At 67.2% G+C, this 24999-nt stretch carries 21 protein-coding genes; 17 read left to right on the top strand and 4 right to left on the bottom strand.

From position 1 onward, the window contains the following. Nucleotide 1: 1 nt before the first annotated feature. The 3 genes from FVD38_RS00410 to FVD38_RS00400 all read right to left on the bottom strand — a co-directional run bounded on the left by FVD38_RS00410 (nucleotide 2) and on the right by FVD38_RS00400 (nucleotide 4663). A complete protein-coding gene (locus FVD38_RS00410; RefSeq protein WP_109346952.1) occupies nucleotides 2-355 on the bottom strand; it encodes a PspC domain-containing protein in 354 nt (117 codons plus the stop codon). Between the two features lie 69 nt (nucleotides 356-424). Next, nucleotides 425-1678 carry a 2-oxoglutarate dehydrogenase complex dihydrolipoyllysine-residue succinyltransferase gene (gene odhB, locus FVD38_RS00405; RefSeq protein ID WP_147933034.1) on the bottom strand — a complete coding sequence of 418 codons (1254 nt, stop codon included), beginning with the start codon at nucleotides 1676-1678 and terminating at the stop codon, nucleotides 425-427. A 129-nt stretch (nucleotides 1679-1807) separates the two neighbouring features. Then, nucleotides 1808-4663, bottom strand: a complete 2856-nt coding sequence (locus tag FVD38_RS00400) for a 2-oxoglutarate dehydrogenase E1 component (RefSeq protein ID WP_147933033.1) — start codon at nucleotides 4661-4663, stop codon at nucleotides 1808-1810. A gap of 309 nt (nucleotides 4664-4972) precedes the next feature. On the opposite strand from FVD38_RS00400, the gene FVD38_RS00395 reads away from it, so the two are divergent. From FVD38_RS00395 to FVD38_RS00375, 5 genes are read left to right on the top strand one after another with little or no spacing between them, the layout of a single operon-like run. Further along, nucleotides 4973-5644 carry a PepSY-associated TM helix domain-containing protein gene (locus FVD38_RS00395; protein WP_147933032.1) on the top strand — a complete coding sequence of 224 codons (672 nt, stop codon included), beginning with the start codon at nucleotides 4973-4975 and terminating at the stop codon, nucleotides 5642-5644. Nucleotides 5645-5670: 26 nt separating this feature from the next. Then, nucleotides 5671-6183 (top strand): DUF2271 domain-containing protein, encoded by a 513-nt coding sequence (locus tag FVD38_RS00390; protein ID WP_147933031.1) that lies wholly within the window; start codon nucleotides 5671-5673, stop codon nucleotides 6181-6183. Nucleotides 6184-6212: 29 nt separating this feature from the next. Next, nucleotides 6213-7028, top strand: a complete 816-nt coding sequence (locus FVD38_RS00385; RefSeq protein ID WP_147933030.1) for a DUF4198 domain-containing protein — start codon at nucleotides 6213-6215, stop codon at nucleotides 7026-7028. A 5-nt stretch (nucleotides 7029-7033) separates the two neighbouring features. Beyond that, on the top strand, nucleotides 7034-8041 hold the full coding sequence (locus FVD38_RS00380) for an FAD:protein FMN transferase (protein ID WP_187271440.1): 1008 nt from the start codon (nucleotides 7034-7036) through the stop codon (nucleotides 8039-8041). Then, nucleotides 8038-9381, top strand: coding sequence for a sulfite reductase subunit alpha (locus FVD38_RS00375; protein WP_147933029.1), 1344 nt, complete (start codon nucleotides 8038-8040; stop codon nucleotides 9379-9381). The genes FVD38_RS00380 and FVD38_RS00375 overlap by 4 nt, the downstream gene beginning before the upstream one ends. A 63-nt stretch (nucleotides 9382-9444) precedes the next feature. On the opposite strand, the gene FVD38_RS00370 is transcribed toward FVD38_RS00375, so the two are convergent. Further along, nucleotides 9445-9789 (bottom strand): KGG domain-containing protein, encoded by a 345-nt coding sequence (locus FVD38_RS00370; RefSeq protein WP_147933028.1) that lies wholly within the window; start codon nucleotides 9787-9789, stop codon nucleotides 9445-9447. 260 nt (nucleotides 9790-10049) lie between these two features. Between FVD38_RS00370 and FVD38_RS00360 the strand changes: the two genes are divergently transcribed. The 12 genes from FVD38_RS00360 (at nucleotide 10050) to FVD38_RS00305 (ending at nucleotide 24972) form a co-directional block, all read left to right on the top strand. Continuing rightward, the gene (locus FVD38_RS00360) at nucleotides 10050-11555 is read left to right on the top strand and encodes an ATP-binding protein (protein ID WP_187271439.1); all 1506 of its coding nucleotides are present in this window, start codon (nucleotides 10050-10052) and stop codon (nucleotides 11553-11555) included. Then, nucleotides 11552-12214 (top strand): response regulator, encoded by a 663-nt coding sequence (locus FVD38_RS00355; protein ID WP_147933026.1) that lies wholly within the window; start codon nucleotides 11552-11554, stop codon nucleotides 12212-12214. The genes FVD38_RS00360 and FVD38_RS00355 overlap by 4 nt, the downstream gene beginning before the upstream one ends. Before the next feature lie 66 nt (nucleotides 12215-12280). Next, nucleotides 12281-12682, top strand: a complete 402-nt coding sequence (locus FVD38_RS26365) for a hypothetical protein (protein WP_187271438.1) — start codon at nucleotides 12281-12283, stop codon at nucleotides 12680-12682. 49 nt (nucleotides 12683-12731) lie between these two features. Beyond that, the gene (locus FVD38_RS00345) at nucleotides 12732-13562 is read left to right on the top strand and encodes an alpha/beta fold hydrolase (protein ID WP_187271437.1); all 831 of its coding nucleotides are present in this window, start codon (nucleotides 12732-12734) and stop codon (nucleotides 13560-13562) included. A 95-nt stretch (nucleotides 13563-13657) separates the two neighbouring features. Beyond that, on the top strand, nucleotides 13658-15424 hold the full coding sequence (locus FVD38_RS00340) for a GMC family oxidoreductase (protein ID WP_147933023.1): 1767 nt from the start codon (nucleotides 13658-13660) through the stop codon (nucleotides 15422-15424). An 87-nt stretch (nucleotides 15425-15511) separates the two neighbouring features. Further along, a complete protein-coding gene (locus FVD38_RS00335) occupies nucleotides 15512-16867 on the top strand; it encodes an MFS transporter (RefSeq protein WP_147933022.1) in 1356 nt (451 codons plus the stop codon). Nucleotides 16868-16871: 4 nt separating this feature from the next. After that, a complete protein-coding gene (locus FVD38_RS00330) occupies nucleotides 16872-19895 on the top strand; it encodes a xanthine dehydrogenase family protein molybdopterin-binding subunit (RefSeq protein ID WP_147933021.1) in 3024 nt (1007 codons plus the stop codon). After that, the gene (locus FVD38_RS00325; RefSeq protein WP_147933020.1) at nucleotides 19892-20710 is read left to right on the top strand and encodes an FAD binding domain-containing protein; all 819 of its coding nucleotides are present in this window, start codon (nucleotides 19892-19894) and stop codon (nucleotides 20708-20710) included. Before FVD38_RS00330 ends, FVD38_RS00325 begins: the two co-directional genes overlap by 4 nt. Continuing rightward, a complete protein-coding gene (locus FVD38_RS00320; protein ID WP_147933019.1) occupies nucleotides 20707-21300 on the top strand; it encodes a (2Fe-2S)-binding protein in 594 nt (197 codons plus the stop codon). Before FVD38_RS00325 ends, FVD38_RS00320 begins: the two co-directional genes overlap by 4 nt. A 35-nt stretch (nucleotides 21301-21335) precedes the next feature. Continuing rightward, complete coding sequence (locus tag FVD38_RS00315) at nucleotides 21336-22892, top strand: AMP-binding protein (RefSeq protein ID WP_147933018.1); 1557 nt, start codon at nucleotides 21336-21338, stop codon at nucleotides 22890-22892. Beyond that, the gene (locus FVD38_RS00310) at nucleotides 22892-24361 is read left to right on the top strand and encodes a UbiD family decarboxylase (RefSeq protein ID WP_147933017.1); all 1470 of its coding nucleotides are present in this window, start codon (nucleotides 22892-22894) and stop codon (nucleotides 24359-24361) included. The genes FVD38_RS00315 and FVD38_RS00310 overlap by 1 nt, the downstream gene beginning before the upstream one ends. Next, nucleotides 24358-24972, top strand: a complete 615-nt coding sequence (locus tag FVD38_RS00305) for a UbiX family flavin prenyltransferase (RefSeq protein ID WP_147933016.1) — start codon at nucleotides 24358-24360, stop codon at nucleotides 24970-24972. The genes FVD38_RS00310 and FVD38_RS00305 overlap by 4 nt, the downstream gene beginning before the upstream one ends. The last annotated feature ends 27 nt before the right edge of the window (nucleotides 24973-24999 follow it).

Below are 24999 nucleotides of genomic sequence, written 5' to 3'. Positions count from 1 at the left end.
TTTATTCTTCCGGAATGAATACCCACAGCAGCAGGTATATCAGGATGCCGAAGCCGAACGTCAGGACGAACAGCACGAAGATCAGGCGCCAGACCCACGATTCGAGACCGTAGGTGCGCGCCAGGCCGCCGCACACGCCGCCCAGCCAGCGGTCGAGCCGCGAACGGCGCAGGCCGCTCAGCAGGTCGTCGCGGTGCTGGTCGAAGGAAATCCGCTCCGTGGTGGGCGGCTCCTTGCTGAGACTGACGGTCGAGGCACCCGACAGGATGCGCGCCTTGGCCTGCTCGAATTCGGCATCCGACAGCGCGCCGGCCTGGTGCAGCTCGTGCAGCCGCTTGATTTCATCTGACAGCATGACGTTCTCCGGCAAACAGCAAGCCGGCGCCGCGCATCGAGGTCCGATGTGGCGCCGGCACGTGATGAATTACAGGTCCAGCAGCAGGCGGGCCGGATCTTCCAGCGCGTCCTTCATCGCGACCAGGCCCAGCACGGCTTCGCGGCCGTCGATGATGCGGTGGTCGTACGACATGGCCAGGTAATTCATCGGACGGATGACGATCTGGCCGTTTTCGACGACGGCGCGGTCCTTGGTCGCGTGCACGCCCAGGATCGCCGACTGCGGTGGGTTGATGATCGGGGTCGACAGCATCGAGCCGAACACGCCGCCGTTCGAGATCGAGAAGGTACCGCCCGACAGGTCGTCCAGGGTCAGCTTGCCGTCCTTGGCTTTCTGGCCGAACTCACCGATTTTCTTTTCGATCTCGGCGATCGTCATCTGGTCGGCGTTGCGCAGGATCGGCACCACCAGGCCACGTGGCGAACCGACGGCGATGCCGATGTCGAAGTAGCCGTGGTAGACGATGTCGTTGCCGTCGACCGAGGCGTTCAGGATCGGGTATTTCTTCAGCGCGGCAACGGCGGCCTTGACGAAGAAGGACATGAAGCCCAGCTTGACGCCGTGTTCTTTCTCGAACTTGTCCTTGTACTTGTTACGCAGTTCCATGACCGGAGCCATGTTCACTTCGTTGAAGGTGGTCAGGATGGCGTTGGTCGATTGCGATTGCAGCAGGCGCTCGGCAATACGGGCGCGCAGGCGGCTCATCGGCACGCGTTCTTCCGGACGGTCGCCCAGGTTGGCTGGCGACGGTGCGGAGACTTGCTGCAGGGCAGCTTTAGGTGCTGCTGCTGGCGCTGCGGCTGGCTTGCCGGCTGCGGCGGCCAGGGCGTCGCCCTTGGTCACGCGGCCGTCACGGCCCGAACCTTCGACGCTCGACGCCGAGATATTGTTCTCAGCCAGGATCTTGGCGGCGGCCGGCATGGCGACGCCTGCTTTCGACTGATCAGCAGCTGGTGCGGCGGCTGGTGCGGCTTCGATCGGCGCGTTTGGCGCTGCCGATGGGATGGCCTTGACCGCGATCGGGCTGGTCTGCGCCGATGCTTCGGTATCGATGATGGCGATGACTTCGCCGGCGACGACGGTCGCGCCGTCGGCCTTGAGCAGTTGCACGATCACGCCGGCGCTTGGCGCTGGCAGTTCCAGGACCACCTTGTCGGTCTCGATGTCGATCATGTTTTCGTCGCGCGACACGGACTCGCCGACTTTCTTGTGCCACGACAGCAGGGTTGCTTCAGCAACGGATTCCGACAGAACAGGGACCTTGACTTCGATTTGTGCCATTTTTTAAAACTCCAGTAATTATTCTTTGCAAGTACCCCCGCGCACGAGACGCGGGGGCCGTGGTTTTACCTTACTGACCAATTACTTGGTCAGGAGCCGCACGTATAACGTGCGGCGCGCCTTTGCAACTTACTTCGTAAGGATGAAACCTTTGAGCTTCGAGAACGCGGTCTCCAGCAGTTCTTTTTGCTGAGCGATGTGCTTGTCCGCATAACCCACCGCCGGCGATGCCGACGCGGCGCGACCGGCATAAGCCAGGCGCTGGCCATCTTCCATGCCTTCGAAGATGTTGTGCTGGATCTGGAACCACGGACCCTGGTTTTGCGGCTCGTCCTGTGCCCACACCACTTCGGTCGCGTTCGGGAACTTTTTCAGTTCGGCGGCGAACGACTTGTGCGGGAACGGGTACATCTGCTCGATACGGATGATCGCGGTGTCGGCGCTGTTGCGTGCCTTGCGTGCGTTGACCAGGTCGAAATAGACCTTGCCAGAGCAGGCGATCACGCGCTTGACCTTGCTTGCTTCGATCTTGTCGTCGCATTCGCCGATGACGGTCTGGAAACCGCCCTTGGCCAGGTCGGTCAGCGGCGAACCGGCGTCCTTGTTACGCAGCAGCGACTTCGGCGTGAAGATCACCAATGGCTTCCTGAACTGGCGCACCATCTGGCGGCGCAGCAGGTGGAAGATCTGGGCCGCCGTGGTCGGCTGGACCACTTGCATATTGTTGTCGGCGCACAGTTGCAGGAAGCGCTCGATACGGGCCGACGAGTGCTCCGGACCCTGGCCTTCGTAGCCGTGCGGCAGCATCATGACCAGGCCCGAGGCGCGGCCCCATTTCACCTCGCCCGAGGCGATGAACTGGTCGATGACGACTTGCGCGCCGTTGACGAAGTCGCCGAACTGGGCTTCCCAGATGGTCAGGGTGTTTGGTTCGGCGGTCGAGAAGCCGTATTCGAAGCCCAGCACCGCTTCTTCGGACAGCACCGAGTCGATCACGGTGAAGTCGGCCTGGTTGTCAGAGACATTGGCCAGCGGCAGGTAAATGCCCTGGTCCCAGCGCTCGCGGTTCTGGTCGTGCAGCACGGCGTGGCGGTGCACGAAGGTGCCGCGGCCGGCGTCCTGGCCCGACAGGCGGATCGCGTAGCCCGAGGCCAGCAGCGAAGCGAAGCCAAGGTGTTCGCCCATGCCCCAGTCGAGGTTGACTTCACCGCGGCCCATGGCGGCGCGGTCGGCCAGCACCTTGTCGACCAGCGAGTGCGGTTTGAAACCTTCAGGCACCTTGGTAATGCGTTCGGCCAGGCGTTTCAGTTCGGTGATCGGCACCGCGGTGTCGGCGGCGTCGGTCCACTTCTTGTTCAGGAACGGCGCCCAGTCGACGGCGTACTTGCCCTTGAAGTTGGTCAGCACCGGATCGACCGTGTGCTTGCCGGCGTCCATGGCGTCGCGGAAAGCGGCGACCAGCTTGTCGCCGCCGTCGGCTTCGATGGTGCCCTGCGCAGCCAGTTTCTCGGCGTACAGCTTGCGGGTGCCCGGGTGCTTGGCGATCTTCTTGTACATCAGCGGCTGGGTCAGCGCCGGCGTATCCTGCTCGTTGTGGCCCAGTTTGCGGTAGCAGATGATGTCGACCACGACGTCCTTGCCGAACTCGGCGCGGTAGTCAAGGGCGATCTGGCTGGCCAGCACGACGGCTTCAGGATCGTCCGCATTGACGTGCAGCACCGGCGCTTCGATCATCTTGACGACGTCCGAGCAGTACAGGGTCGAGCGCGCATCGCGCGGATCCGACGTGGTGAAGCCGATCTGGTTATTGATGACGATGTGGACGGTACCGCCGGTACCGTAGCCGCGGGTCTGCGCCAGGTTCAGGGTTTCCATGACCACGCCCTGGCCGGCGAACGCAGCGTCGCCGTGCACCAGGATCGGCAGCACTTCCTTGCCCTTCTTGTCGCCGCGGCGCTGCATGCGCGCCTTGACCGAACCTTCGACCACCGGGTTGACGATCTCGAGGTGGGAAGGATTGAAAGCAAGTGACAGGTGGACCGGGCCGCCCGGGGTCGAGATATCACTCGAGAAGCCCTGGTGGTACTTGACGTCGCCAGCCGGCAGGTCGTCGGCGTGCTTGCCTTCGAATTCTTCGAACAGGTCGGCCGGGCTCTTGCCCAGGGTGTTGACCAGCACGTTCAGGCGGCCGCGGTGGGCCATGCCGATGACGATTTCCTGCACGCCTTTTTCACCAGCGCGCTGGATCACTTCGTCGATCGAGGCGATGAACGATTCGCCGCCTTCGAGCGAGAAGCGCTTGGCGCCGACGTACTTGGTGTGCAGATAGCGTTCCAGGCCTTCGGCCGCGGTCAGGCGTTCGAGGATGTGCTTTTTCTTTTCAGCGCTGAAGGTCGGGGTCGAGCGGATCGACTCCAGGCGCTCTTGCAGCCAGCGCTTTTCGGTCGGATCGCTGATGTACATGAACTCGGCGCCGATCGAACGGGTGTAGGTATCACGCAACATGTTCAGGATGTCGCGCAGTGGCGCGGTTTCCTGACCGAAGTAGGTGTTGCTGATATTGAAAACGGTGTCGAGATCGGCTTCGGTGAAGCCGTAGAAGGCTGGATCGAGCTCTGGGAGTGGTGGACGTTCCTGGCGTTGCAGCGGATCCAGGTTGGCCCAGCGCGATCCGAGGTAACGGTAGGCGGCGGTGATCTGGGTGACGGCGACGCGCTTGCGGCCCAGTTCGGAGTCGGCCGAAGCGACGACGGTGCGGATCGGACCCTGCTTGGCGCGTTCAGCGAACGAGGCGACCACCGAGGAGTGCACCACATCGGGACGGTTCGAGCCGTCGACTGCCGGCACGTGTTGCATCTGGTCGAAATAGGCGCGCCAGTTTTCGGGCACCGAAGTCGGATTATCCAGATAGGCCTCGTACAACTCTTCCACGTACGGGGCATTGCCGCCGAACAGGTAGGAGTTGGCGTTATGTTGTTGCATCATTCTTGCTCACCTTTCTTTTCGCGCTTCGCGAGGTTTGGGCGGGTTGTTTAAAACCTTCCGCGACACGGCCTGACCGGTTAGCGGATTGCACTTCAAGACATCAAGTTGTGGGGGAAGGACTGTTCGGTACCAAAATACTTGTGCAAAATCCTGCCAATTTGCGCACATTATTGTAACGCATGATCTTGACCAAGGCAGACCTTGGTCGAACAAATTATTTATTTCAAAATGTGTTTTTCTGCGTCACACTTTTGGCAATAATTCCATTGCTGAGTTGACCCTGTAAATGATAATCGTTATCATTTAAGGATGCCTTCTTCCGCAACTCCTCTCAAGAATAAAGCCGCGACCGAAAGCGCCCTGCCCCGCGCGGGCCGCGCCATGTGGCTCAAGCAGTTACATCAGTGGCATTGGATCAGTTCGGCCATCTGCCTGATGGCCATGCTGCTGTTCAGCTTTACCGGCCTGACCCTGAACAACGCCACCCTGATCGAGGCCAAGCCCGTCGTCACGCGCCTGAAGGCGACGCTGCCCGAGCCGCTAAGGGCCCAGTTGCAGGCCTATGCCGAAGACCACGTCGACGCCGAAGTGCCGCTGCCGAGCGAGATCGCGGACTGGACCAATAGCGTCTTCCCGGTCGACGTGCGCGGCAAGCGTGCCGAATGGAGCGAGGAAGACGCCTACGTCGCCCTGCCCCGCCCCGGCGGCGACGCGTGGCTGCGCATCGCGGTCGACGGCAGCGCCGAATTCGAAAAGACCGACCGCGGCTGGATCTCGTGGCTCAACGATATGCACAAGGGCCGCAATACGGGCGCGGTGTGGAGCTGGTTCATCGACATCTTCGCCGTGGCCTGCGTGGTGTTCTGCATCACCGGCTTCTTGATCATGAAATACCACGCGGCCAAGCGGCCGTCGACCTGGCCGGTGGTCGGTTTCGGCATCGTGCTGCCGATCGTGCTGGCCCTCCTGTTTGTCCACTGATCCATCAACCTGAGAGAAGACCAAGAATGAAACTGTCCCATTCGCTCGCCCTCACCCTCCCGCTCGCATCGGGCTGGGCCATGGGCGCCGACCTGTCCGTCAAGTTCGACGTGCCGCAGCTGAACGTGGCCGAATATCACAAGCCCTATGTGGCGATCTGGATCGAGGGCGCCGACCAGAACATCGCGTCCAACCTGGCCGTGCTGTACGACGTCAAGATGAAGGACAAGGGCGGCGAGAAATGGGTCAAGGACTTGCGCACCTGGTGGCGCAAGGCGGGCCGCGACGCCACCCTGCCGATCGACGGCGTCAGCGGCGCCACCCGCGCGCCCGGCACCCACACCATGAAATTCGACGGCGCCAAGTTCGGCATCGACAAGCTGGCGGCCGGCGAATACAAGCTGGTGGTGGAAGCGGCGCGCGAAGCGGGCGGACGCGAAGTGGTCAAGGTGCCGTTCACCTGGACCGGCAAGGGCAAGCTGGCGGCGAACGCGGCGGGCAAGGAAGAACTGGGCGCCGTGTCGCTCCAGATCCAATAACGATAACTACACACAAACAGGAGAACACCATGCAACAGAATAAATTCTACAAAGCCGCCATCGTCGGCCTGATGCTCGCCGGCGCCTCGATGACGGCCCAGGCCCACCGCGCCTGGATCCTGCCGAATACCGCCATGGTCGATTCGAAGGAAGCCTGGGTCACGATCGATGCCGCGATCTCGAACGAAGTGTTCGAGTTCAACCACCACCCGCTGCGCCTGGACAACCTGGTGGTCACCGATCCGGACGGGGTGCAAGCCAAGGCCGAAGGCGCCGTGGTCGGCAAGTACCGCAGCACGCTCGACCTGCGCCTGCCGAAGGACGGCACCTATCGCCTGGCGATCGTCAACAACAACGTGATGGGCAGCTACAAGCTCAATGGCGAGACCAAGCGCTTCCGCGGCGCCGCGGGCAGCCCGGCGGTGGCGATTCCCGCCGGCGCCACCGAGGTGCAGACCACCGCCGTCCACTCGCGCAATGAAACCTTTGTGTCGGCCAACAAGCAGAACGACACCGCCCTGAAACCGGTCGGCGAAGGCCTGGAAATGATCCCGCTGACCAACCCGTCCGACCTGCGCGTCGGCGAGCCGATCCGCGTGCGCTTCCACCTCGACGGCAAGCCGGTCGCCAACCTGCCGTTCAGCATCGTGCAGGGCACCGTCAAATACCGCGGCGCGTCGGGCGAACAGCGCCTGACCACCGACGCCAAGGGCGAAGCCTCGTTCACCGTTCCGGCCGCGAATATGTACTGGCTCAGCGCCGGCTTCCCGTTCGGCGAAGGCAAGCCGCAGCCGGGCGCCAAGCGCTACAGCTACGCGGCCACGCTCGAAGTCCTGCCGCAATAAGCACGATGCGCGACGTTCTCGTTCCGCTGGAAGTCGACATGGCGCTGCCGCCCGGCGGCAGCACCTTGTACTCGGCATCCGGCACGTCGATGGGCACCGGCTGGTCGGCGCGGCTGATGTTGCCGCCCGGCGCCGACGGCGCCGCCCTGACGCTTGCCCTGCAGCGTGAACTGGACGAGATCGTCGCGCAGATGAGTCACTGGGAGCCCGACTCCCTGCTGTCGCGCTACAACCATGCCCCGGCCGGCAGCTGGCATGCGCTGCCGCCGCAGTTCTTCGAAGTCGCCGACTACGCGCTGCAGGTGCATGAAGACAGCGCCGGCGCCTACGATCCAGCCGGCGGGCAGCTGGTGAACCTGTGGGGCTTCGGCGCCACCCGGCGCTACGACCAGGCCGGCTTCTACGCGCCAGATGCCGCCGCGATCGGCGCCGTGCTGGCGCAGCGCGGCGCCAGTCAACCTGTGCTTGACCGCGCCGCGCGCCGCCTGCTGCAGCCGGGCGGCGCCCTTCTCGATTTTTCTTCCGTCGCCAAGGGCTATGCGGTCGATTGCATGGCGCGCTGCCTGGAACAGCGCAGCGTGCGCCACTTCGTGGTCGAGGCCGGCGGCGAGCTGCGCGGAGCCGGCGCCAAGGCCAGTGGCGAGCCGTGGTGGGTGGAGATCGAAGGCGTCCCCGATGCCGACGCCGCCACCCAGGCCGTGGTCGCCCTGCATGGCCTGGCGATCGCTACCTCGGGCGACTACCGCCGCTATTTTCAACATGGCGCCCGACGCGCCGCGCACACCCTCGATCCACGCAGCGGCTATCCGGTTGCCAATGGCGTCGCCTCGGTGACGGTGCTGGCGCCCACCTGCATGGCGGCCGATGCGCTGTCCACCGCGCTCACGGTGCTGGGTCCCGACGACGGCCTCGCCTTCGCCGAGACGCGCGGCATCGCGGCGCGCTTCCTGGTGCGCGCGCCGGGCGGGCTGGTCGATACCACCTCCAGCAACTGGCGCGCCTTACTGCAATGATGCTGACCATAGAACCCCTGCGCTGGGGCGGCGCGCTCGCGCTGTCCGGCGTCTATCTCGCCATGTGCCTCGGTATCTGGCGCAGCCGCCTGGCGCGCACCCGCGCCAGCGGCGGCGTGGCCGACTGGCTCGTGGTCCACGCCAGCCAGACCGGCAGCGCCGAATTCCTGGCCGAGCGCACCGCCGCCACCCTCGCCCTGGGCGGCCTCGACGCCCGCGCCGCCTGCATGTCGACCGTCGACGCCACGCAGCTGGCCGCGGCCTCGCGCGTGCTATTCATCTGCAGCACCTATGGCGAAGGCGATGCGCCGGATACCGGCGCGCGCTTTGCCGGCCACACGATGGGCGAAGCGCTCGACCTGTCGCAGTTGCACTTCGGCGTGCTGGCGCTGGGCGACGCGACGTATACCAATTACTGCGGCTTCGGCCGCGCGCTGGACGTCTGGCTGCGCGAGCGAGGCGCCACGCCGCTGTTCGACCGGATCGACGTCGACCGCGGCGCGCCCGACGCGCTGGCCGCCTGGCAGCACCAACTGAGCCACCTGGCCGGCACCAGCGATGCACCGGACTGGGAAGCGCCGGCCTACGGCGAATGGCGCATCGCCAGCCGTATCCACCTGAACCCCGGCAGCGCCGGTGCGCCGCTGTACCGCATCGCCCTGGTGCCGCGCGATGGCCTGCTGCCCGCCTGGGAGGCCGGCGACCTCGCCCAGCTCAGCGCTCCGCTCGACCCCGACCATCCGCGCGATTACTCGATCGCTTCGATGCCGGGCGAAGGCCGGCTCGAATTGCTGGTGCGTTTGCAGACGCGCGAGGACGGCACGCCGGGTGCGGCGTCGGGCTGGCTGTGCGTGTGCGCGGACCAGAACGACACGATCCGCCTGCGCGTGCGCGCCCATGCGCGCTTCCGGCTGGGCACGAATGCGGGGCGTCCACTGATCGCGATCGGCAACGGCAGCGGCCTGGCCGGATTGCGTTCGCTGCTCAAGGCGCGCATCGATGCCGGCAAGGACCGCAACTGGCTGCTGTTCGGGGAGCGCAATGCGGCCCACGACCATCTATGCCGCGAGGAACTGGAAGCCTGGCGTGATGGCGGCATGCTGACGCGGTTGGACCTGGCGTTTTCACGCGACGAGGGGCAGGCGCGCTATGTGCAGCACTTGGTGAATGCGCATCAGGAAGAATTGCGTTGCTGGGTCGCGGACGGCGCGGCGATTTATGTATGCGGCAGCCTGCAAGGCATGGCCGGCGGCGTGCACGATGCGCTGGTGTCGGCGCTCGGACTCGATACGGTCGAGGCATTGACGTCCGACGGGCGCTATCGGCGCGACGTCTACTAGACAGAAAGGACAACCGCCGGCAATGCCGGCGGTATCGATCAAACTTGCTGTACCAAGACAGCGTTAGCGCTTGTCGTTCTTGTGGCTTTGACGCCCGGCTTCGGCGTGCTGTTCCGGCGAGCCACCCTGGACGCCCTTCTGCTGGCTGCCCTGGCTACGGCCGCTTTGCTGGCTACCCTGGTTCAGGTTGCTCTGCTGGCTGCCCTGGTTGTTGCCGCTCTGCTGGTTGCTCGAGCCATGCGACGCGCGGCCGCCCTGGCTGGCGATTTCACGCTGGCGCTCCGGATCCATCGACGCAAAACCTTGCTTGCCGCTACCCTGGTTACCCTGGTTACCGCTCTGGCTATTGCCTTGCTGCGAGTGCTGGTTGTTGCCCTGTGGGTTGTTGTTACGCGAATTGTTTGCCATGATTGACTCCTTTTCATCGTGAACAAAATGTCAGCTGTGCTGACTCGAAGGACTCCATCGTAGCCACCTGAAAGCGCGCTGAACACCAAAAACCGGCAGTGCTCCTGTAGGAGTCTGCCCCACTGGCCTATGCGTCTGGACTGGCATCTTGAAAGAAAATGAGATATGAATTTGCCAGTTTATAGAATAATAATTAGTAAAATAGAAGCACTGCGGAAGAAACTGGCTGCGTCGGGACGTCCTTATCACCTTGCAGCAATATGAAGATCGGCATCGGGCACCGTCTTTTCATCGCCGTCCTGCTCGCCATTCTCACGGTGGCCGGCGCCGGTGTTTTATTACTGCGGCACAAGGTACTGGGCAGTTTCGGCGACTACGCGGTCGGCATCGAGCTCGACCGGCTGGACGGCTTGTCGAATGCCGTGGCGCGCCAGTACCGGGACCATGGCGGCTGGACTTTCGTGCCTGGCGGCGATGCGCGGCGCGGCTGGATCACGCAAGAGCTGGCGCGCCTGCAGACGAGCCGTGTCGTCGCCCCGGTCATGCCGGTCACGCCAGCGCCGCCAGCGCCGCCAGCGCCGCCCGCCATGCCGGTGGCCCCGGTCCCTCCCGCGCCACCGGCGCCACCATTGCCGCCGCTGCCGCCGCCCGCACCGACCGGCGTCACCCAGGACCTGCACGCGCGCATCACCCTGTTCGACGCCGCCGGCCGCTACCTGGCCGGACGTCTTCCCGGCACGCTGCCGCTGGCGCGACGCCCGATCGAGGTCGATGGCCGCACGGTCGGCTATCTCGGCGTGGCGCGCAGCCACCGGCCGAGCGACACAATGGCTTACGCCTTCCTGTCCGAGCTGCAGCACAGCCTGTGGCTGATCGGCGCCGTCGCCGTCGTGCTGAGCGCACTGGCGGCGATCCTGCTGGCGCGCCACTTCCGGCATCCGATCGACCAGCTCGCGCGCGGCGCCGCCACGCTTGCCGCCGGTGACTACGGCGTGCGCCTGCCGGACGCGCGCAGCGACGGACTGGGCGCACTGGCGCGCCATTTCAATGTGCTGGCCGAACGCCTCGACGGCGCCGAAACGGCGCGCCGCCAGTGGGTGGCAGATACTTCTCACGAGCTGCGCACCCCGCTGGCGGTATTGCGCGCGCAGCTCGAAGCGATCCAGGACGGCGTGCGCCAGGCCACGCCGGAAGCCATCGACGCCATGGGGCGCCAGGTACTATCCCTGACCAGATTGATCGACGAACTGTATGCGCTGGCGCGCGCCGACGTCGGGGCGCTCGAATGCCGGCGCGAAGCGCTCGACCTGTGGGCGCTGGCGGCCAGCGAAGCCGGCGCCTTTGCCGCGCGCTTCCAGGCGGCCGGAATCGCGCTCGATATTGCCGCTGCGCCCACGGCGTCGCGGGTGCTGGCCGATCCGGACCGCATGCGCCAGGTATTGGCCAACCTGTTCGAGAACAGCCTGCGCTATACGGCCGCCGGCGGCGCCGTGCGCCTCGCCGCGCATGCCGACGCCGGCCGCCTGCACCTGCTGCTCGACGACAGCGCGCCCGGCGTGCCCGAAGAAGCGCTGTCCCGGCTGGCCGAGCGCTTCTACCGGGTCAATGCCTCGCGCAGCCGCGAGCATGGCGGCGCCGGACTCGGGCTGGCCCTGTGCCGGCGGCTGCTCGAGGCGCAAGGCGCCACCCTCGCCTTCGACCATTCGCCGCTGGGCGGCCTGCGCGTGACCGTGTCGCTGCCTTTGGACGAAAAGGAACACGCATGAGCGTGGCCATCATGATCGTCGACGACGAACCCGAACTGGCATCCGTCATCGCCGACTACGCGCAGGCCGCGGGCTATGCGCCGGCCGTGTTCGGCGACGGCCTCGTGGCGCTTGAAGCGATCCGGCGCGCACCGCCGGCCCTGGTGGTCCTCGACCTGATGCTGCCGGGGATGGACGGCCTGGCACTGTGCCGTGCGGTGCGCGCCTTTTCCAGCGTGCCGATCGTGATGGTGACGGCGCGGGTGGAAGAAGTCGACCGCCTGCTGGGGCTGGAAACGGGCGCCGACGATTACCTGTGCAAGCCGTTCAGCCCGCGCGAGCTGATGGCGCGCATCAAGGCCATCCTGCGCCGCAGCGGCCCGCCAGAGGCTGCGCCCGTGCTGGCGCTGGACGAAGCCGCGCGCCGCGTCACACTCCACGGCCAGGCGCTCGAACTGACACCGAGCGAGTATGCGATCCTGGCCGCCCTGGCGCGCCGTCCCGGCCAGGTGTTGTCGCGCGCCCAGTTGCTCGACGCGGCCAGGGCCGACCACCTCGACGCCACCGACCGCGCCATCGACAGCCACGTCAAGAACCTGCGGCGCAAGATCGACGCCGTCGCCCCCGGCCTGGAACCGATCCGCTCGATCTACGGACTCGGTTACCGCTGCGATCTCTGAGTGGTCTCCATTTTTTCTCCACATTCGGGAGGCACGATGGTGTTCATCGCCACCGAGGAGAAAAACATGCAAAGAACCATCCCGCTGATCCTGGCCGCCATGCTCGCGCTCGGCGCCACCGCTGCCGACGCCAGCATCCACTATGTATGCGAGGCGGCGCGCGGCAAATGCCCCAAGCCGCCGGTGCCGCCCGCCCCTCCCGCTCCACCCGCGCCACCGGCCCCGCCGGCGATCGTCGGCCAACCGGCGCCAGTCACGCCGGCCCGCCCCGCCCCACCGGCGCCGCCGGCGCCACCGGAAATCGACCTTCCCGAAATTCCCGCCGCCTTCCACGCGGCCTGCCAGGGCAAGGTCGATGGCACCAGGCTGAACCTGACCATGCGTCCCGGCGAAGGCATGGGCGGCGTGTGCGAGAACGAAGGCGGCAAGATGGTGTTTCACCTGCGCAGTTACCATCGCGCGGATTGAGCGCGGTCGACGCCAGGCCCGGCATCGTTCCTGTTGTAGCATACGCAGCATGACAAAGCCCATTGCAGATCATCAGCCTTTCTTCATCGACCTCGTATGGGGCGGCCAGGCCATCCGGCTGGAAGCGCGATGGGTCGGCGCCACGGCGACGCATGCCCCGACTGTCGTGTTCCTGCACGAAGGTCTCGGGTCAGTCTCACACTGGAAAAACTTTCCCGATGAATTTTGCCGCGCACATGGGTTGCGCGGACTCGTATTCTCGCGCTTCGGCTACGGCCTGTCGAGCGCGCGTACCGCTCCACTGACGCCCGACTATCTGCACCAGCAGGCGCATGAAGTCCTGCCCGCCCTGCTCACGCAGTTGGATATCGTAAAACCCTGGCTCTTCGGTCACAGCGACGGCGCCTCGATTGCATTGCTGTACGCGGCCCGCCACAGCGCCGACCTCAGTGGGCTGATCGTCGCCGCGCCCCATCTGTACGTCGAGGATTGCGCGTTGCAAGCGATCGCGGCGGCGCGCGAGGCCTACCGTGACGGAGCGCTGCGCGCGCGGCTGGCGCCCTACCACGCCGACGTCGATGCGGCATTTTACGGATGGAACGACATCTGGCTCGATCCCGCCTTCCGCGACTGGAACATCAACGCGGATGTGGCTGCGATCACGGCACCGCTGATGGCGATCCAAGGCGAGGACGACCCCTACGGCACGCTCGACCAGGTCGACACGATCGCGCGCCTCGTTCCGCATACGCGCCTGCTGGTCTTGCCTGGCTGCGGGCATTCTCCCCATCGCGAGCGCAGCGCAGAGGTCATCGCCGCTGGTGGCCTGTTCATTCAGGCAGCCGGCACGACCGAGAAATTGAACGATGAAATATCATAAATAGTGATATTACGGATCATTAAACATTATTAGAAGAGATGAAGATTCCACGTTAATCTTCTTTGCATACAAGTAGCGACACGACGGTTTCGGCGATGTTGCACAGCAAGGAGACATGTGTGAGCAAGGCAAGTGAACACTATGATTACCTGATCGTCGGCGGCGGCTCTGCCGGTTGCGTGCTGGCCAACCGCCTGTCCGAAGACCCCGCCGTGCGGGTCGCCCTGATCGAGGCCGGAAGCGACACGCCACCAGGCCTTGAACCGGCCGAGATCCTCGACAGCTACCCGATGCCGCTATTCTGCGGCGACCGCTTCATCTGGCCTGACCTCAAGGCGCGCGCCACCCCCACCTCGCCGTTGAAAACCTATGAACAGGGCCGCGTGATGGGCGGCGGCTCCAGCATTAACGTACAGGCCGCCAACCGCGGCCTGCCGCGCGACTATGACGGCTGGGTCGGCCAGGGCGCCGCAGGCTGGAGCTGGGACGAGGTACTGCCGTATTTCCGCAAGCTCGAACGTGACCTCGATTTCGGCGGTGCGCCGCTGCACGGCGACCGCGGTCCGATCCCGATCCGCCGCATCGCGCGCGCCGACTGGCCGCGCTTCTGCCACGCGTTCGCCGGCGCCCTGCAGGCCAACGGCCTGGCCTACATGGACGACCAAAACGCCGAGTTTCGCGATGGGATGTTTCCTGCCGCGTTCTCGAATATCGACGACCGCCGCGTGTCGAGCGCCGCCGGCTACCTGGACGCGGCGACGCGGGCGCGGCCGAACCTGCGCATCCATGCGGAGCTGAGGGTCGAGCGTATCGTCATGGCGGGTCGCAGCGCACGCGGCGTAGAGGCGCGCGACGCCGCCGGCCATGCCGTGCGGTTCGACGCCCGCGAGGTGATTCTTTGCGCCGGAGCCCTGCAATCGCCTGCCCTGCTGCTGCATGCCGGCATCGGCGACGCCGCCGCCCTTGGCCGGCTCGGCATCGCGGTCGTGGCCGACCGTCCCGGCGTCGGCCGCAACCTGCAAGACCATCCTTCGCTCACCTTCTGCCATTTCCTGGCGCCCGAGTTCCGCATGCCGCTGTCGCGCCGCCGCGCCAGCATGACGGCGGCGCGCTTCTCCTCGGGACTGGCTGGCTGCGACGCGTCCGACATGTATATGTCGAGCTCGACCCGCGCCGCCTGGCATGCGCTCGGCAACCGCCTTGGCCTGTTCTTCCTGTGGTGTAACCGGCCATTCTCGCGCGGCCAGGTGCGCATCGCTTCACCCGATCCGCTCGCGGCGCCCGAGGTCGACCTCAATCTGCTGAGCGACGAACGCGACCTGCTGCGCATGGCGATCGGGGTACGCACACTGGCCGCGGTGGTGACGGGCAGCGAACTGCATCGCGATGCCGGCGACTTCTTCCCGGCCTCGTTCTCGCCGCGCGTCAAGGCGCTGAGCCGGGTGACGCCGGCCAACGCGCTGCTGACGCAGGCGCTGGGACTGGCGCTCGATACCCCGGCGCCGCTGCGGCGCTGGATCATCGAGCGCTTCGTGACCGGCGGCCAGCGCATGAGCGCGCTCCTGGCGGACGACGCGGCCCTGCATGCCTTCATCCGCAAGGCCGTGTTCGGCGTCTGGCACGCCAGCGGCACCTGCCGCATGGGCAGCGCCGACGACCGCGACGCGGTGACCGACGCCGAGGGCCGCGTGCACGACGTGGCCGGCTTGCGCGTGGTAGACGCCTCACTGATGCCGAGCCTGCCTTCGGCAAACACCAACATCCCCACGATCATGATGGCCGAGAAAATCGCCGATGCCATTCGCGCACGCGGCCGCCACGGCGGCGTGCCGCGCCAGCCGGCCCTGGCCGACGATTCCTGAGGCCACGCAGACGGCACGCACGCAGTCGAGACCACCACCACGGCGCCCCGAGGCGCCGGGACCATAACCATTCCACAGGAGACAAGCATGGCGCTCGCATCACCCGATACCGTAATGACCGCAAAGGAGAACGACCGCAACACGTTCAGGGCCGTGATGGCCTCGTGCGTCGGCTGGTCGCTCGACCTGTACGACCTGTTCATCCTGCTGTACGTGGCGCCGATCATCGGCCGCCTGTTCTTTCCGTCCGAGCATGCGATGCTGTCGCTGGCGGCGGTATACGCCTCGTTCGGCGTCACCTTGCTGATGCGCCCGCTCGGCTCGGCGCTGTTCGGTTCCTACGCCGACCGCAAGGGCCGCAAGGCCGCCATGATCGCCTCGATGATCGGCGTCGGCGTGTCCACCGCCGCCTTCGGCCTGCTGCCGACGGTGGCCAGCATCGGCGTCATGGCGCCGGTGCTGTTCATTCTCCTGCGCCTGGTCCAGGGCGTCTTCGTGGGCGGCGTGGTCGCATCGACCCACACCATCGGCACCGAATCGGTGTCGCCGCGCTGGCGCGGGGCGGTCTCGGGCCTGATCGGCGGCGGCGGCGCCGGCCTGGGCGCCCTGTTCGCGTCGTTCACCTTCTGGGTCCTGTCGGCCATCTTCCCGGGCGAGCAGTTCGACGAATGGGGCTGGCGCTGGATGTTCTTCACCGGCATCATCAGCGCGGTGCTGGGCATCACCATCTTCGGCAAACTCGAAGAGTCGCCGATGTTCAAGAAACTGCAGGCGGAAAAGGCGCGCAACAAGGCCACCGCCGCGCCCACCGCCAACCCGATCCGCACCCTGTTCACCGGCAAATACCGCAACATCCTGCTGGTCAACCTGCTGTTGACCCTGGGCGGCGGCGCCGGCTACTACCTGACCTCGGGCTTCCTGCCGACCTTCCTGAAAGTGGTCAACGGCACGCCTTCCGAGACCGCCGGCTTCATCCTGATGCTGGCCAGCGTCGGCGTCATCATCGCCTCGGTCGCCACCGGCCACGTCAGCACCTTCATCGGCCGCAAGAAGACCTTCGTCTGGGTCGGCGTGCTGCGCCTGATCATGTTGCCGGCCATCGCGCTCCTGATGCCCGGCGTGACCGACACCTTCACGCTGGCGATCTACGTCATCGTGTTCAGCATGCTTGGCAGCATGGGCTATGCGCCGCTCCTGATCTTCCTCAACGAACGCTTCCCGACCGAGATCCGCGCCACGGGCACCGGCCTGTCGTGGAATATCGGCTTCGCCATCGGCGGCGTGCTGCCGACCTTCGTGTCGCTGGCCTCGCCCATGCCGTCCGACGTGCCGATGTCGCTGGCGCTGTTCCTTGCGGGTATCAGCGTGATCTTCCTGATCGGCGCCCTGATCGTTCCCGAAACCATCGGCAAGCTCGACGAACCTGCCGCCCCTGGAGCCTGACAGCATGGACACCACAAACGCTCGATCCGCCGCGCCGCAGCCGCCGGCGCCCTTCATCGGGCGTTCGCTGCAACGCATCGAAGACGTGTCGCTGCTGACCGGCCGCGGCCAGTTCGGCGACGACGTCGGCGTCAAGCCCGGCACGCTGCACGCGGCGATCGTCCGGGCGCCGCATGCCCACGCCCTCATCAACGGCATCGACAGCACGCGGGCCGAACAGGCGCCGGGCGTGCGCGCGGTGCTGACCGGCGACGACCTGGCCGTCTGGTCGAAGCCCTTCGTCGTCGGCGTCAAGGCTTCGATGGAGATGTGGGCGCTGGCGCGCGAACGGGTGCGCTACGCCGGCGAACCGGTCGCGGTGGTCGTGGCCGACACCCGCTATCTGGCCGAGGATGCGGCCGACCTGGTCGTGGTCGACTACACCCGCCTCGAACCGGTCACTTCGATCGACGCCGCGATCGCGCCGGACGCGCCGGTGCTGCACGATGGCGTCGGCAGCAATATCGCGAGCGACCGGAGCTTTCGCTACGGAGACCCGGAAGCGGCGTTCGCCCGCGCCGCGCATACGGTCGAACTGAGCGTGCGCTACCCGCGCAACTCATGCACCCCGATCGAGTGCGCGGTGGTGGTCGCCGACTACCTGTCGCCCGAGGAAGGCTATGACGTCGCCTCCAACTTCATGGGTCCGTTCTCGCTGCATACGGTGATGGCGCTGGCGCTGCGGGTGCCGGGTCACAAGCTGCGCCACCGCACCTTCCGCGACTCGGGCGGCAGCTTCGGCGTCAAGCACGCGGTATTCCAGTACGCCGTGCTGATGTGCCTTGCGTCGCGCAAGGCCGGGGCGCCCGTGAAATGGGTCGAAGACCGCCTCGAACACCTGGGCGGCCTGACCTCGGCCACCAGCCGCCAGTCCACCATCCGCGCCGCGGTCGAGGCGGACGGACGCATCACGGCGCTCGACTACGACCAGTTCGACGACGTCGGCGGCTATCTGCGCGCGCCGGAACCGGCCACCTTCTACCGCATGCACGGCTGCCTGACCGGCGCCTATGCGATCCCGAATTTGGCGGTGCGCAACCGCGTGGTGCTGACCAACAAGACGCCCGCCGGCCTGGTGCGCGGCTTCGGCGGCCCGCAGGTGTACTTCGCGCTGGAGCGCCTGATGCAGCGCATCTCGGTCGAACTGGGCATCGACCCGGTCGACCTGTACCGCCGCAACTTCATCCCGGCCGACGCCTTCCCCTACCAGGCCGCGGCCGGCGCCCTGATCGACTCAGGCAACTACCAGCGGGCGCTGGAACTGGTCGCCAGCGAAGGCCGGCTGGCCGAACTGTACGCGACACGCGAGCGTGCGCGCGCCGAGGGCCGGCTGTACGGCATCGGCTTTGCCGCCATCATCGAGCCGTCGATCTCGAACATGGGCTACATCACCACCGTGCTGCCGAAGGAAACCCGCGCCAAGGTGGGGCCGAAGAACGGCGCGATCGCCTCGGCCACCGTGGCCATCGATCCGCTGGGCGGCGTCAACGTCACGATCGCGTCGGCGCCGGCCGGCCAGGGCCACCGTACGGTGTGCGCCCAGGTGGTGGCCGATGTGCTGGGCGTGGATCCCGACCAGGTGGCGGTCAATGTCGAATTCGACACCCAGAAGGATGCCTGGTCGGTTGCCGCCGGCAATTATTCGAGCCGCTTCGCCGGCGCCGTGGCCGGCACCGTGCACCTGGCGGCCATGCGGATCCGCGACAAGCTGGCCGCCATCGCCGCGCCGCAACTGGGGGTCGACGCCGCCGACGTCGTGTTCGCCGGCGGCGCCGTGCACGTCAAGGACGACCCGGCGCGCGCCCTGCCCTTCGCGCGCATGGCGGCCAGCCCGCACTGGGCGCCGGCGCTGCTGCCCGAGGGCGTCGGGCTGGGCCTGCGCGAAACTGCGTTCTGGAGCGCGCCGCAACTGGGCGCGCCCGACGACGACGACCGCGTCAACACCTCGGCCGCGTACGGCTTCGCCTTCGACGTGTGCGGGGTCGAGATCGACCGCGACACCGGCCGCGTCACGATCGACAGATACGTCACCACCCATGACGCCGGCAAGATCCTGAATCCGGCGCTGGCCGACGGCCAGATCCGCGGCGCCTTTGCCCAGGGACTGGGCGCGGCGCTGATGGAAGAGTTCCGCTATGGCGAGGACGGCAGCTTCCAGTCCGGCACCTTCGCCGACTACCTGGTGCCGACCACCTGCGAGGTGCCGGAACCGCAGATCATCCACCTCGAGACGCCGTCGCCGTTCACGCCGCTGGGCGCGAAGGGCCTCGGCGAAGGCAACAATATGAGCACCCCACCCTGCATCGGCAATGCCGTCGCCGACGCGCTCGGCGTGGCCGATATCGTGCTCCCGCTGACGCCGTCGAAAGTCATGGCGCTGATCGGCGCCGACGAACCGCCGCCCTCCGCGGCCGTGCGCCAGGCCATGCCGGCGCCCGCGCCCGCCGCCGGCGGCAAGGGCGGCAAGGCGCTGTCGGCGCGCGGCGAAGTGGTGCTGGCGGCGCCGCCCGAGGCCGTGTTCCGGGTCTTGCTCGACCCGGTCGCGCTGGCCAAGGTCATCCCCGGCTGCAACGCGCTGGAACCGGCCGGCGAACACCGCTACCGCGCCGACGTCAGCATCGGCGTGGGCATGATCAAGGCGCGCTACGCGGCCGAAGTGGCGCTGTCAGAACTCGACCCGCCGCGCAGCCTGCGCCTGGCCGGCTCCGGCCTGTCGGCGGTCGGCAGCGCCAGCGGCAGCGGCCTGGTGACCCTTGAACCCGCCGATGGCGGCACCCGCCTGCGCTACGACTATTCGGCCGAAGTGTCCGGCAAGGTCGCGGCGGTGGGCAGCCGCATGCTCGAAGGCGCGGCCAAGATCGTCCTCGGCCAGCTGTTCGAACAGCTGGGCCGCGAAGCCGGCGGCCAGGGCGCACTGCCCCAGGCCAGCGCCGGCGAACGACCTGGCCTGTGGCGGCGCCTGCTGGCCCTGTTTGGAGTACAACGATGAAACCACAAGCATTCGACTACGCACGTCCCGACAGCGCCGACGAGGCAGTGGCGCTGCTGGCCGAGGGCGGCGACGACGCCCGCATCCTGGCCGGCGGCCAGTCGCTGATGGCGGTGCTGAACCTGCGCCTGGCCCAGCCGGGCATGCTGATCGACATCTCGCGCGTTCCCGACCTGAACTATGTGCGCGCCGGCGCCACCCATCTCGCGATCGGCGCCGCCGCGACCCAGGGCGCGGTCGAATGGCGCGCGCAACTGGCCGCCGAGGTGCCGCTGCTGGCGCAGGCCTTCCCGCACATCTCGCACTTCCAGATCCGCAACCGCGGCACCGTGTGCGGCTCGATCGCCCATGCCGACCCCAGCGCCGAGCTGCCGCTGGCGCTGCTGGCACTCCAGGGCGAGGTCGCGCTGCGCAGCCGGCGCGGGCGGCGCGTCGTCGCCGCCGCCGATTTCTTCCAGGGCATGCTCATGACGGCGCGCAGTGCCGACGAACTGGTGGAAGAAGCGCGCTACCCGCTCGCGCGTCCCGGCGAGCGCTACGCATTCGAGGAGTTCTCGGGCCGCCACGGCGACTTCGCGCTGTGCGCAGTGGCGGCCGTGGTTGGCCCCGACGGCATCCGGCTGGCGGTCGGCGGCGTGTCCGACCGCCCGCGCGTGAGGGCCTGGCCGCATCTGGCCGGCGCCGACCTCGAGCACGCCATCAACGACTTCGCCTGGGAACTCGAGGCGAAGGACGATCACCACGCCTCGGCCAAGTTCAGGCGTCAACTGGTGCGCCACCTCGGCGCCACCGCGATCCGGAGAGCATCCACATGAAAACCTACCGCAAGAACGACGTCGTGCGCATCGCGCTGGTGCTCAACGGCCAGCCGCGCAGCGGCACCTGCGAACCGCGCACCCTGCTGTCGGACTTCCTGCGCCAGGAACTGGGCGCCACCGGCACCCACGTCGGCTGCGAGCACGGCGTTTGCGGGGCCTGCACGGTCACCATCGACGGCGTCGCCGGACGTTCTTGCATGACGCTGGCGGTGCAGGCCGAAGGCAGCAGCATCGACACGGTGGAGGGCCTCGACCGTGCGCGCAAGGCCGCGGGAGAAGACGGCCTGTCCGACCTGCAGGAGGCGTTTCGCCGCAATCACGCGCTGCAGTGCGGCTTCTGCACCGCCGGCATCATGATGTCGTGCATCGACTACCTGCGCCGCAATCCCGATCCGAGCGAAGACGAGGTGCGCGCGATGCTGTCGGGCCACCTGTGCCGCTGCACCGGCTACACGAACATCGTGCGCGCCGTGCTGGAGACCGCCGCCGACCGGCTGGGCAAGCCGCGCGCGCCCGGCGCCCGGCCGGCTGACCCGGGTCACGCCGCCATCGGCGCGGCCGAGCAGGCGCGCCTGGTCGACGCCTGACGCCCCCCCATCACAACAACGACAAGGAGAACACCGTGCTCGATCTTGGACGCACCTTCCTGCAAAGCGTCGAACGCAGCCCGCACACGCTGGCCGTCGTCGACGGCGAGCAGCGCCTCACCTATGCCGAATGGCACGATCGGATACAGCGCGTCGCCCACGGCCTGTCGGCGCTCGGCCTGCGGCGCGGCGACCATCTGCTGCTGGTGCTGCAGAACCGCATCGAGATGGCGACGCTGCACTGGGCCTGCCAGTTCCTGGGCGTGATCGCCACGCCCCTCAACTGGCGCGCCAAGCCCGACGAAGTCGAGTACTGCGCCGTCGATTCGGGCGCGAAGGCGGTCGCGTTCGAACCGGTCAGTGCGCCGGCGGTGGCGGCGAGCCTGTCGGCCAACGCGTTGCCGCGCATCGCCGTCGGCGGCGCCGACGGAGGCACGCTGGCCTTCGACGACCTGCTGGCCGCGGCGCCCGCCGCGCCGATCCTGCAGGCCGGCAGCGACGACATCTCGCTGATGCTGTACACCTCGGGCACGACCGGCAAACCCAAGGGCGTGCCGCGGCGCCACCGCGCCGAACGCGCCGCCGCGCTCGGCCATGTGGCGCAAAACATGTACCGGCGCGGCGAGTGCACGCTCGGCGTCATGCCGCTCTATCATACGATGGGCGTGCGCTCGCTGCTGGCGATGGCGCTGGTCGACGGCCGCTTCGTGTGCGTGCCCAAATTCGACTGCGCGGCCGCGTTCCGCTCGATCGAACAGGAACGCGTCAGCAACCTGTACCTGGTGCCGACGCTGTACCACGACATGCTGGCCTGGCGCGAGCAGCATGGCGCGGACATCTCGTCGGTGACCAAGCTGGGCTTCGCCGGCGCGCCGATGCCGGACGGACTGCTCAAGCGCCTGACCGAGACCTTCCAGCCCGAGCTCTTCGTCAACCACTACGGCTCGTCCGAGGTCTACACCTTCGCGATCGACCAGGATGCCACTCGCAAGGCCGGCAGCGCCGGGCGCGCCGGCATCAACACGCGCCTGCGCGTGGTGCCGCTCGGCGCCGAGGGACCCGACACCCTGGCGGCGCCGGGCGAAGAGGGCCAGATCATCTGCGACCTCGAGGGCGACGAATCCTTCGACGGCTACTGGAACCGGCCGGACGCCGACGCCAAGTCGATCCGCGCCGGCTGGTACTTCACCGGCGACACCGGCTACATCGACGCCGACGGCGACCTGTTCGTCACCGGCCGCATGGACGACATGATCATCAGCGGCGGCGAGAATATCTCGCCGGTCGACATCGAGTCGGTGCTGTCGCTGCATCCCTCGGTCGACGAAGTCGCCGTGGCGGGCCTCGTCGACGAGCGCTGGGGCCAGAAGGTGGTCGCCTTCGTCAAGGTGCATGGCGAGGTCAGCGCCGAAGCGCTCAACGAGTACTGCCGCAACTCCGACCTGCTCAACTTCAAGCGCCCGCGCGAATACGTGTTCGTGCGCGACATCCCGAAATCACCGGTCGGCAAGATCCTGCGCCGCAAGCTGGTTGCCGGCGAATACGACGTGGTGGCGGCGCCGGGCGCCACCGAACCTGGAGACACCAAATAATGAACAACACCGAGCTCCCGAACCACAAGGCGCGCGACCTGCGCCATTGGCTGGCCCATCTCGAAGCGAGCGGCCGCCTGGCCGTGATCCGCGAAGGCGTGCCGCTCAGGCACACGCTGGCGGCGATCGCCAAGCGCCTCGACGGCAGGCAGGCGGCTTTCTTCCCGCGGCCCGACGGCCATGACATCCCCGTCGTATCCGGCTTCGTGGCGCGCCGCGCCTGGATCGCCGAAGCCATGGGCGTCGAGCAGGCGGACCTGCTCGGCGCGTTCCGCCGCGCCGTCGACCATCCGCTGCCGTGGCGCGAGGTCGATGCCGCAGGCGCGCCCTGCCAGCAGGTGGTGCACGACTTCGGCGGGCCGTCGCCAGGCGACCTGCACGCGCTGCTGCCGATCCCGACCCACAGCGAACATGACAACGGTCCCTACATCACCGCCGGCCTGGTCATCGCGCGCAATCCCGTCACCGGGGTGCAGAACGTGTCGATCAACCGCATCCAGGTGCACGGTCCCGACCGCATGGCGATCCTGATGCTGCCGCGCCACCTGCTGGCGTTCTACAAGGCGGCCGAGGAACAGGGCCAGGCGCTGGACGTGGCGGTGGTCATCGGCGCCGATCCGCTCACCCTGCTCGCCTCGCAGGCCATCACGCCGATCGATTTCGACGAACTGGAGATCGCCGGCGCCCTGCATGGCGCGCCGCTGCCGGTCGTCAAGTGCCGCACCAGCGAGATCCGCGTGCCGGCCAATGCCGAAATCGTCATCGAGGGCAAGCTGCTGCCGAAGGTGCGCGAGCCCGAAGGCCCGTTCGGCGAATTCCCGAAGTACTACAGCGCGCGCGAAAATCGCGAAGTGATCGCGGTCGGCGCGGTGACCCATCGCCGCCAGCCGATCTTCCACACCATCGTGCCGGCCGAGATGGAACACCTGCTGCTCGGATCCATCCCGCGCGAGGCGACCATGCTGGCGCACCTGCAACGCAGCTTCCCGAACGTGCTGGACGTGCACCTGTCGGTCGGCGGCGTCGGCCGCTACCACCTGTTCGTCAAGTTCCGCAAGCAGCGCGAGGGCGAGCCGCGCAACGTGATCCTCGGCGCCTTCGGCGCCCATTACGACATCAAGCAGGTCACGATCGTCGACGAGGACGTCGACGTGCACGATCCGCAGCAGGTCGAATGGGCGGTGGCCACGCGCTTCCAGGCCGACCGCGACCTGATCGTCATCGCCGGGGCCCAGGGTTCTGCGCTCGATCCCTCGACCACGATCGGCCAGATGCCGGACGGCGAGGTCGCGCCGCCGCACCTGCAAGGCATCAGCGCCAAGATGGGGCTGGATGCGACCAAGCCGGTGGCCTACCACGGCCACATCTTTACCAAGGTCGCGATTCCCGGCGAGCGCGAGATCGACCTCGACCGGGAAATCGTGCGCGGCGCCACGATCGACTGGAACGACGCGGCGGTGCGCCCATGAACCGGCCGCGCCTGATTGTCGCGATCACCGGCGCCAGCGGCGCGGTGTACGGCGTGCGCCTGCTGCGGCACCTGCGCGCCTCCGGCGTCGCCGAGACCCACCTGGTGATGTCGGCATCCGGCATGATGACCGCGCAGCAGGAACTCGACCTGCGCCGCGCCGACATCGAGGCGCTGGCCGACGTGGTGCACAACGTGAAGGACATCGGCGCCACGATCGCCAGCGGCTCGTTCCGCTCGGCCGGCATGGTGGTGGCGCCGTGCTCGATGAAGACGCTGGCCGGCATCGCCCACGGCCTGGCCGACAACCTGGTCACGCGCGCCGCCGACGTGGTGCTCAAGGAGCGCCGCAAGCTGGTGCTGGTGGCGCGCGAGACGCCGCTCAACCTTGCGCACCTGCGCAACATGACGGCGGTGACCGAGATGGGCGGCATCGTGTTCCCGCCGGTGCCCGCCTTTTACACCCGGCCAGACTCGCTCGACGAGCTGGTCGACCACACCGTCGGGCGCCTGCTCGACCTGTTCGACCTGCCCCACCAGGGCCTCGTGAAGCGCTGGGAAGGCATGGGCAGGTCCGGCGCCGACGACGCCGCCCGAACCGACAAATCTTGACCATACAAACCGATTACACCAGGAGAA

Origin of the sequence: Massilia arenae (genome assembly GCF_008014745.1) — a bacterium.
Classification (GTDB): domain Bacteria; phylum Pseudomonadota; class Gammaproteobacteria; order Burkholderiales; family Burkholderiaceae_D; genus Telluria; species Telluria arenae.
Note: the sequence above shows the minus strand (reverse complement) of the source record. Positions and strands in the feature narration are given on the sequence as shown.

Bases quoted from the DNA above. Each gene is read 5' to 3' on its own strand.
- FVD38_RS00410 (WP_109346952.1), bottom strand. From the start codon at position 355: ATGCTGTCAGATGAAATCAAGCGGCTGCACGAGCTGCACCAGGCCGGC.
- odhB (WP_147933034.1), bottom strand. From the start codon at position 1,678: ATGGCACAAATCGAAGTCAAGGTCCCTGTTCTGTCGGAATCCGTTGCT.
- FVD38_RS00400 (WP_147933033.1), bottom strand. From the start codon at position 4,663: ATGATGCAACAACATAACGCCAACTCCTACCTGTTCGGCGGCAATGCC.
- FVD38_RS00395 (WP_147933032.1), top strand. From the start codon at position 4,973: ATGCCTTCTTCCGCAACTCCTCTCAAGAATAAAGCCGCGACCGAAAGC.
- FVD38_RS00390 (WP_147933031.1), top strand. From the start codon at position 5,671: ATGAAACTGTCCCATTCGCTCGCCCTCACCCTCCCGCTCGCATCGGGC.
- FVD38_RS00385 (WP_147933030.1), top strand. From the start codon at position 6,213: ATGCAACAGAATAAATTCTACAAAGCCGCCATCGTCGGCCTGATGCTC.
- FVD38_RS00380 (WP_187271440.1), top strand. From the start codon at position 7,034: ATGCGCGACGTTCTCGTTCCGCTGGAAGTCGACATGGCGCTGCCGCCC.
- FVD38_RS00375 (WP_147933029.1), top strand. From the start codon at position 8,038: ATGATGCTGACCATAGAACCCCTGCGCTGGGGCGGCGCGCTCGCGCTG.
- FVD38_RS00370 (WP_147933028.1), bottom strand. From the start codon at position 9,789: ATGGCAAACAATTCGCGTAACAACAACCCACAGGGCAACAACCAGCAC.
- FVD38_RS00360 (WP_187271439.1), top strand. From the start codon at position 10,050: ATGAAGATCGGCATCGGGCACCGTCTTTTCATCGCCGTCCTGCTCGCC.
- FVD38_RS00355 (WP_147933026.1), top strand. From the start codon at position 11,552: ATGAGCGTGGCCATCATGATCGTCGACGACGAACCCGAACTGGCATCC.
- FVD38_RS26365 (WP_187271438.1), top strand. From the start codon at position 12,281: ATGCAAAGAACCATCCCGCTGATCCTGGCCGCCATGCTCGCGCTCGGC.
- FVD38_RS00345 (WP_187271437.1), top strand. From the start codon at position 12,732: ATGACAAAGCCCATTGCAGATCATCAGCCTTTCTTCATCGACCTCGTA.
- FVD38_RS00340 (WP_147933023.1), top strand. From the start codon at position 13,658: ATGTTGCACAGCAAGGAGACATGTGTGAGCAAGGCAAGTGAACACTAT.
- FVD38_RS00335 (WP_147933022.1), top strand. From the start codon at position 15,512: ATGGCGCTCGCATCACCCGATACCGTAATGACCGCAAAGGAGAACGAC.
- FVD38_RS00330 (WP_147933021.1), top strand. From the start codon at position 16,872: ATGGACACCACAAACGCTCGATCCGCCGCGCCGCAGCCGCCGGCGCCC.
- FVD38_RS00325 (WP_147933020.1), top strand. From the start codon at position 19,892: ATGAAACCACAAGCATTCGACTACGCACGTCCCGACAGCGCCGACGAG.
- FVD38_RS00320 (WP_147933019.1), top strand. From the start codon at position 20,707: ATGAAAACCTACCGCAAGAACGACGTCGTGCGCATCGCGCTGGTGCTC.
- FVD38_RS00310 (WP_147933017.1), top strand. From the start codon at position 22,892: ATGAACAACACCGAGCTCCCGAACCACAAGGCGCGCGACCTGCGCCAT.
- FVD38_RS00305 (WP_147933016.1), top strand. From the start codon at position 24,358: ATGAACCGGCCGCGCCTGATTGTCGCGATCACCGGCGCCAGCGGCGCG.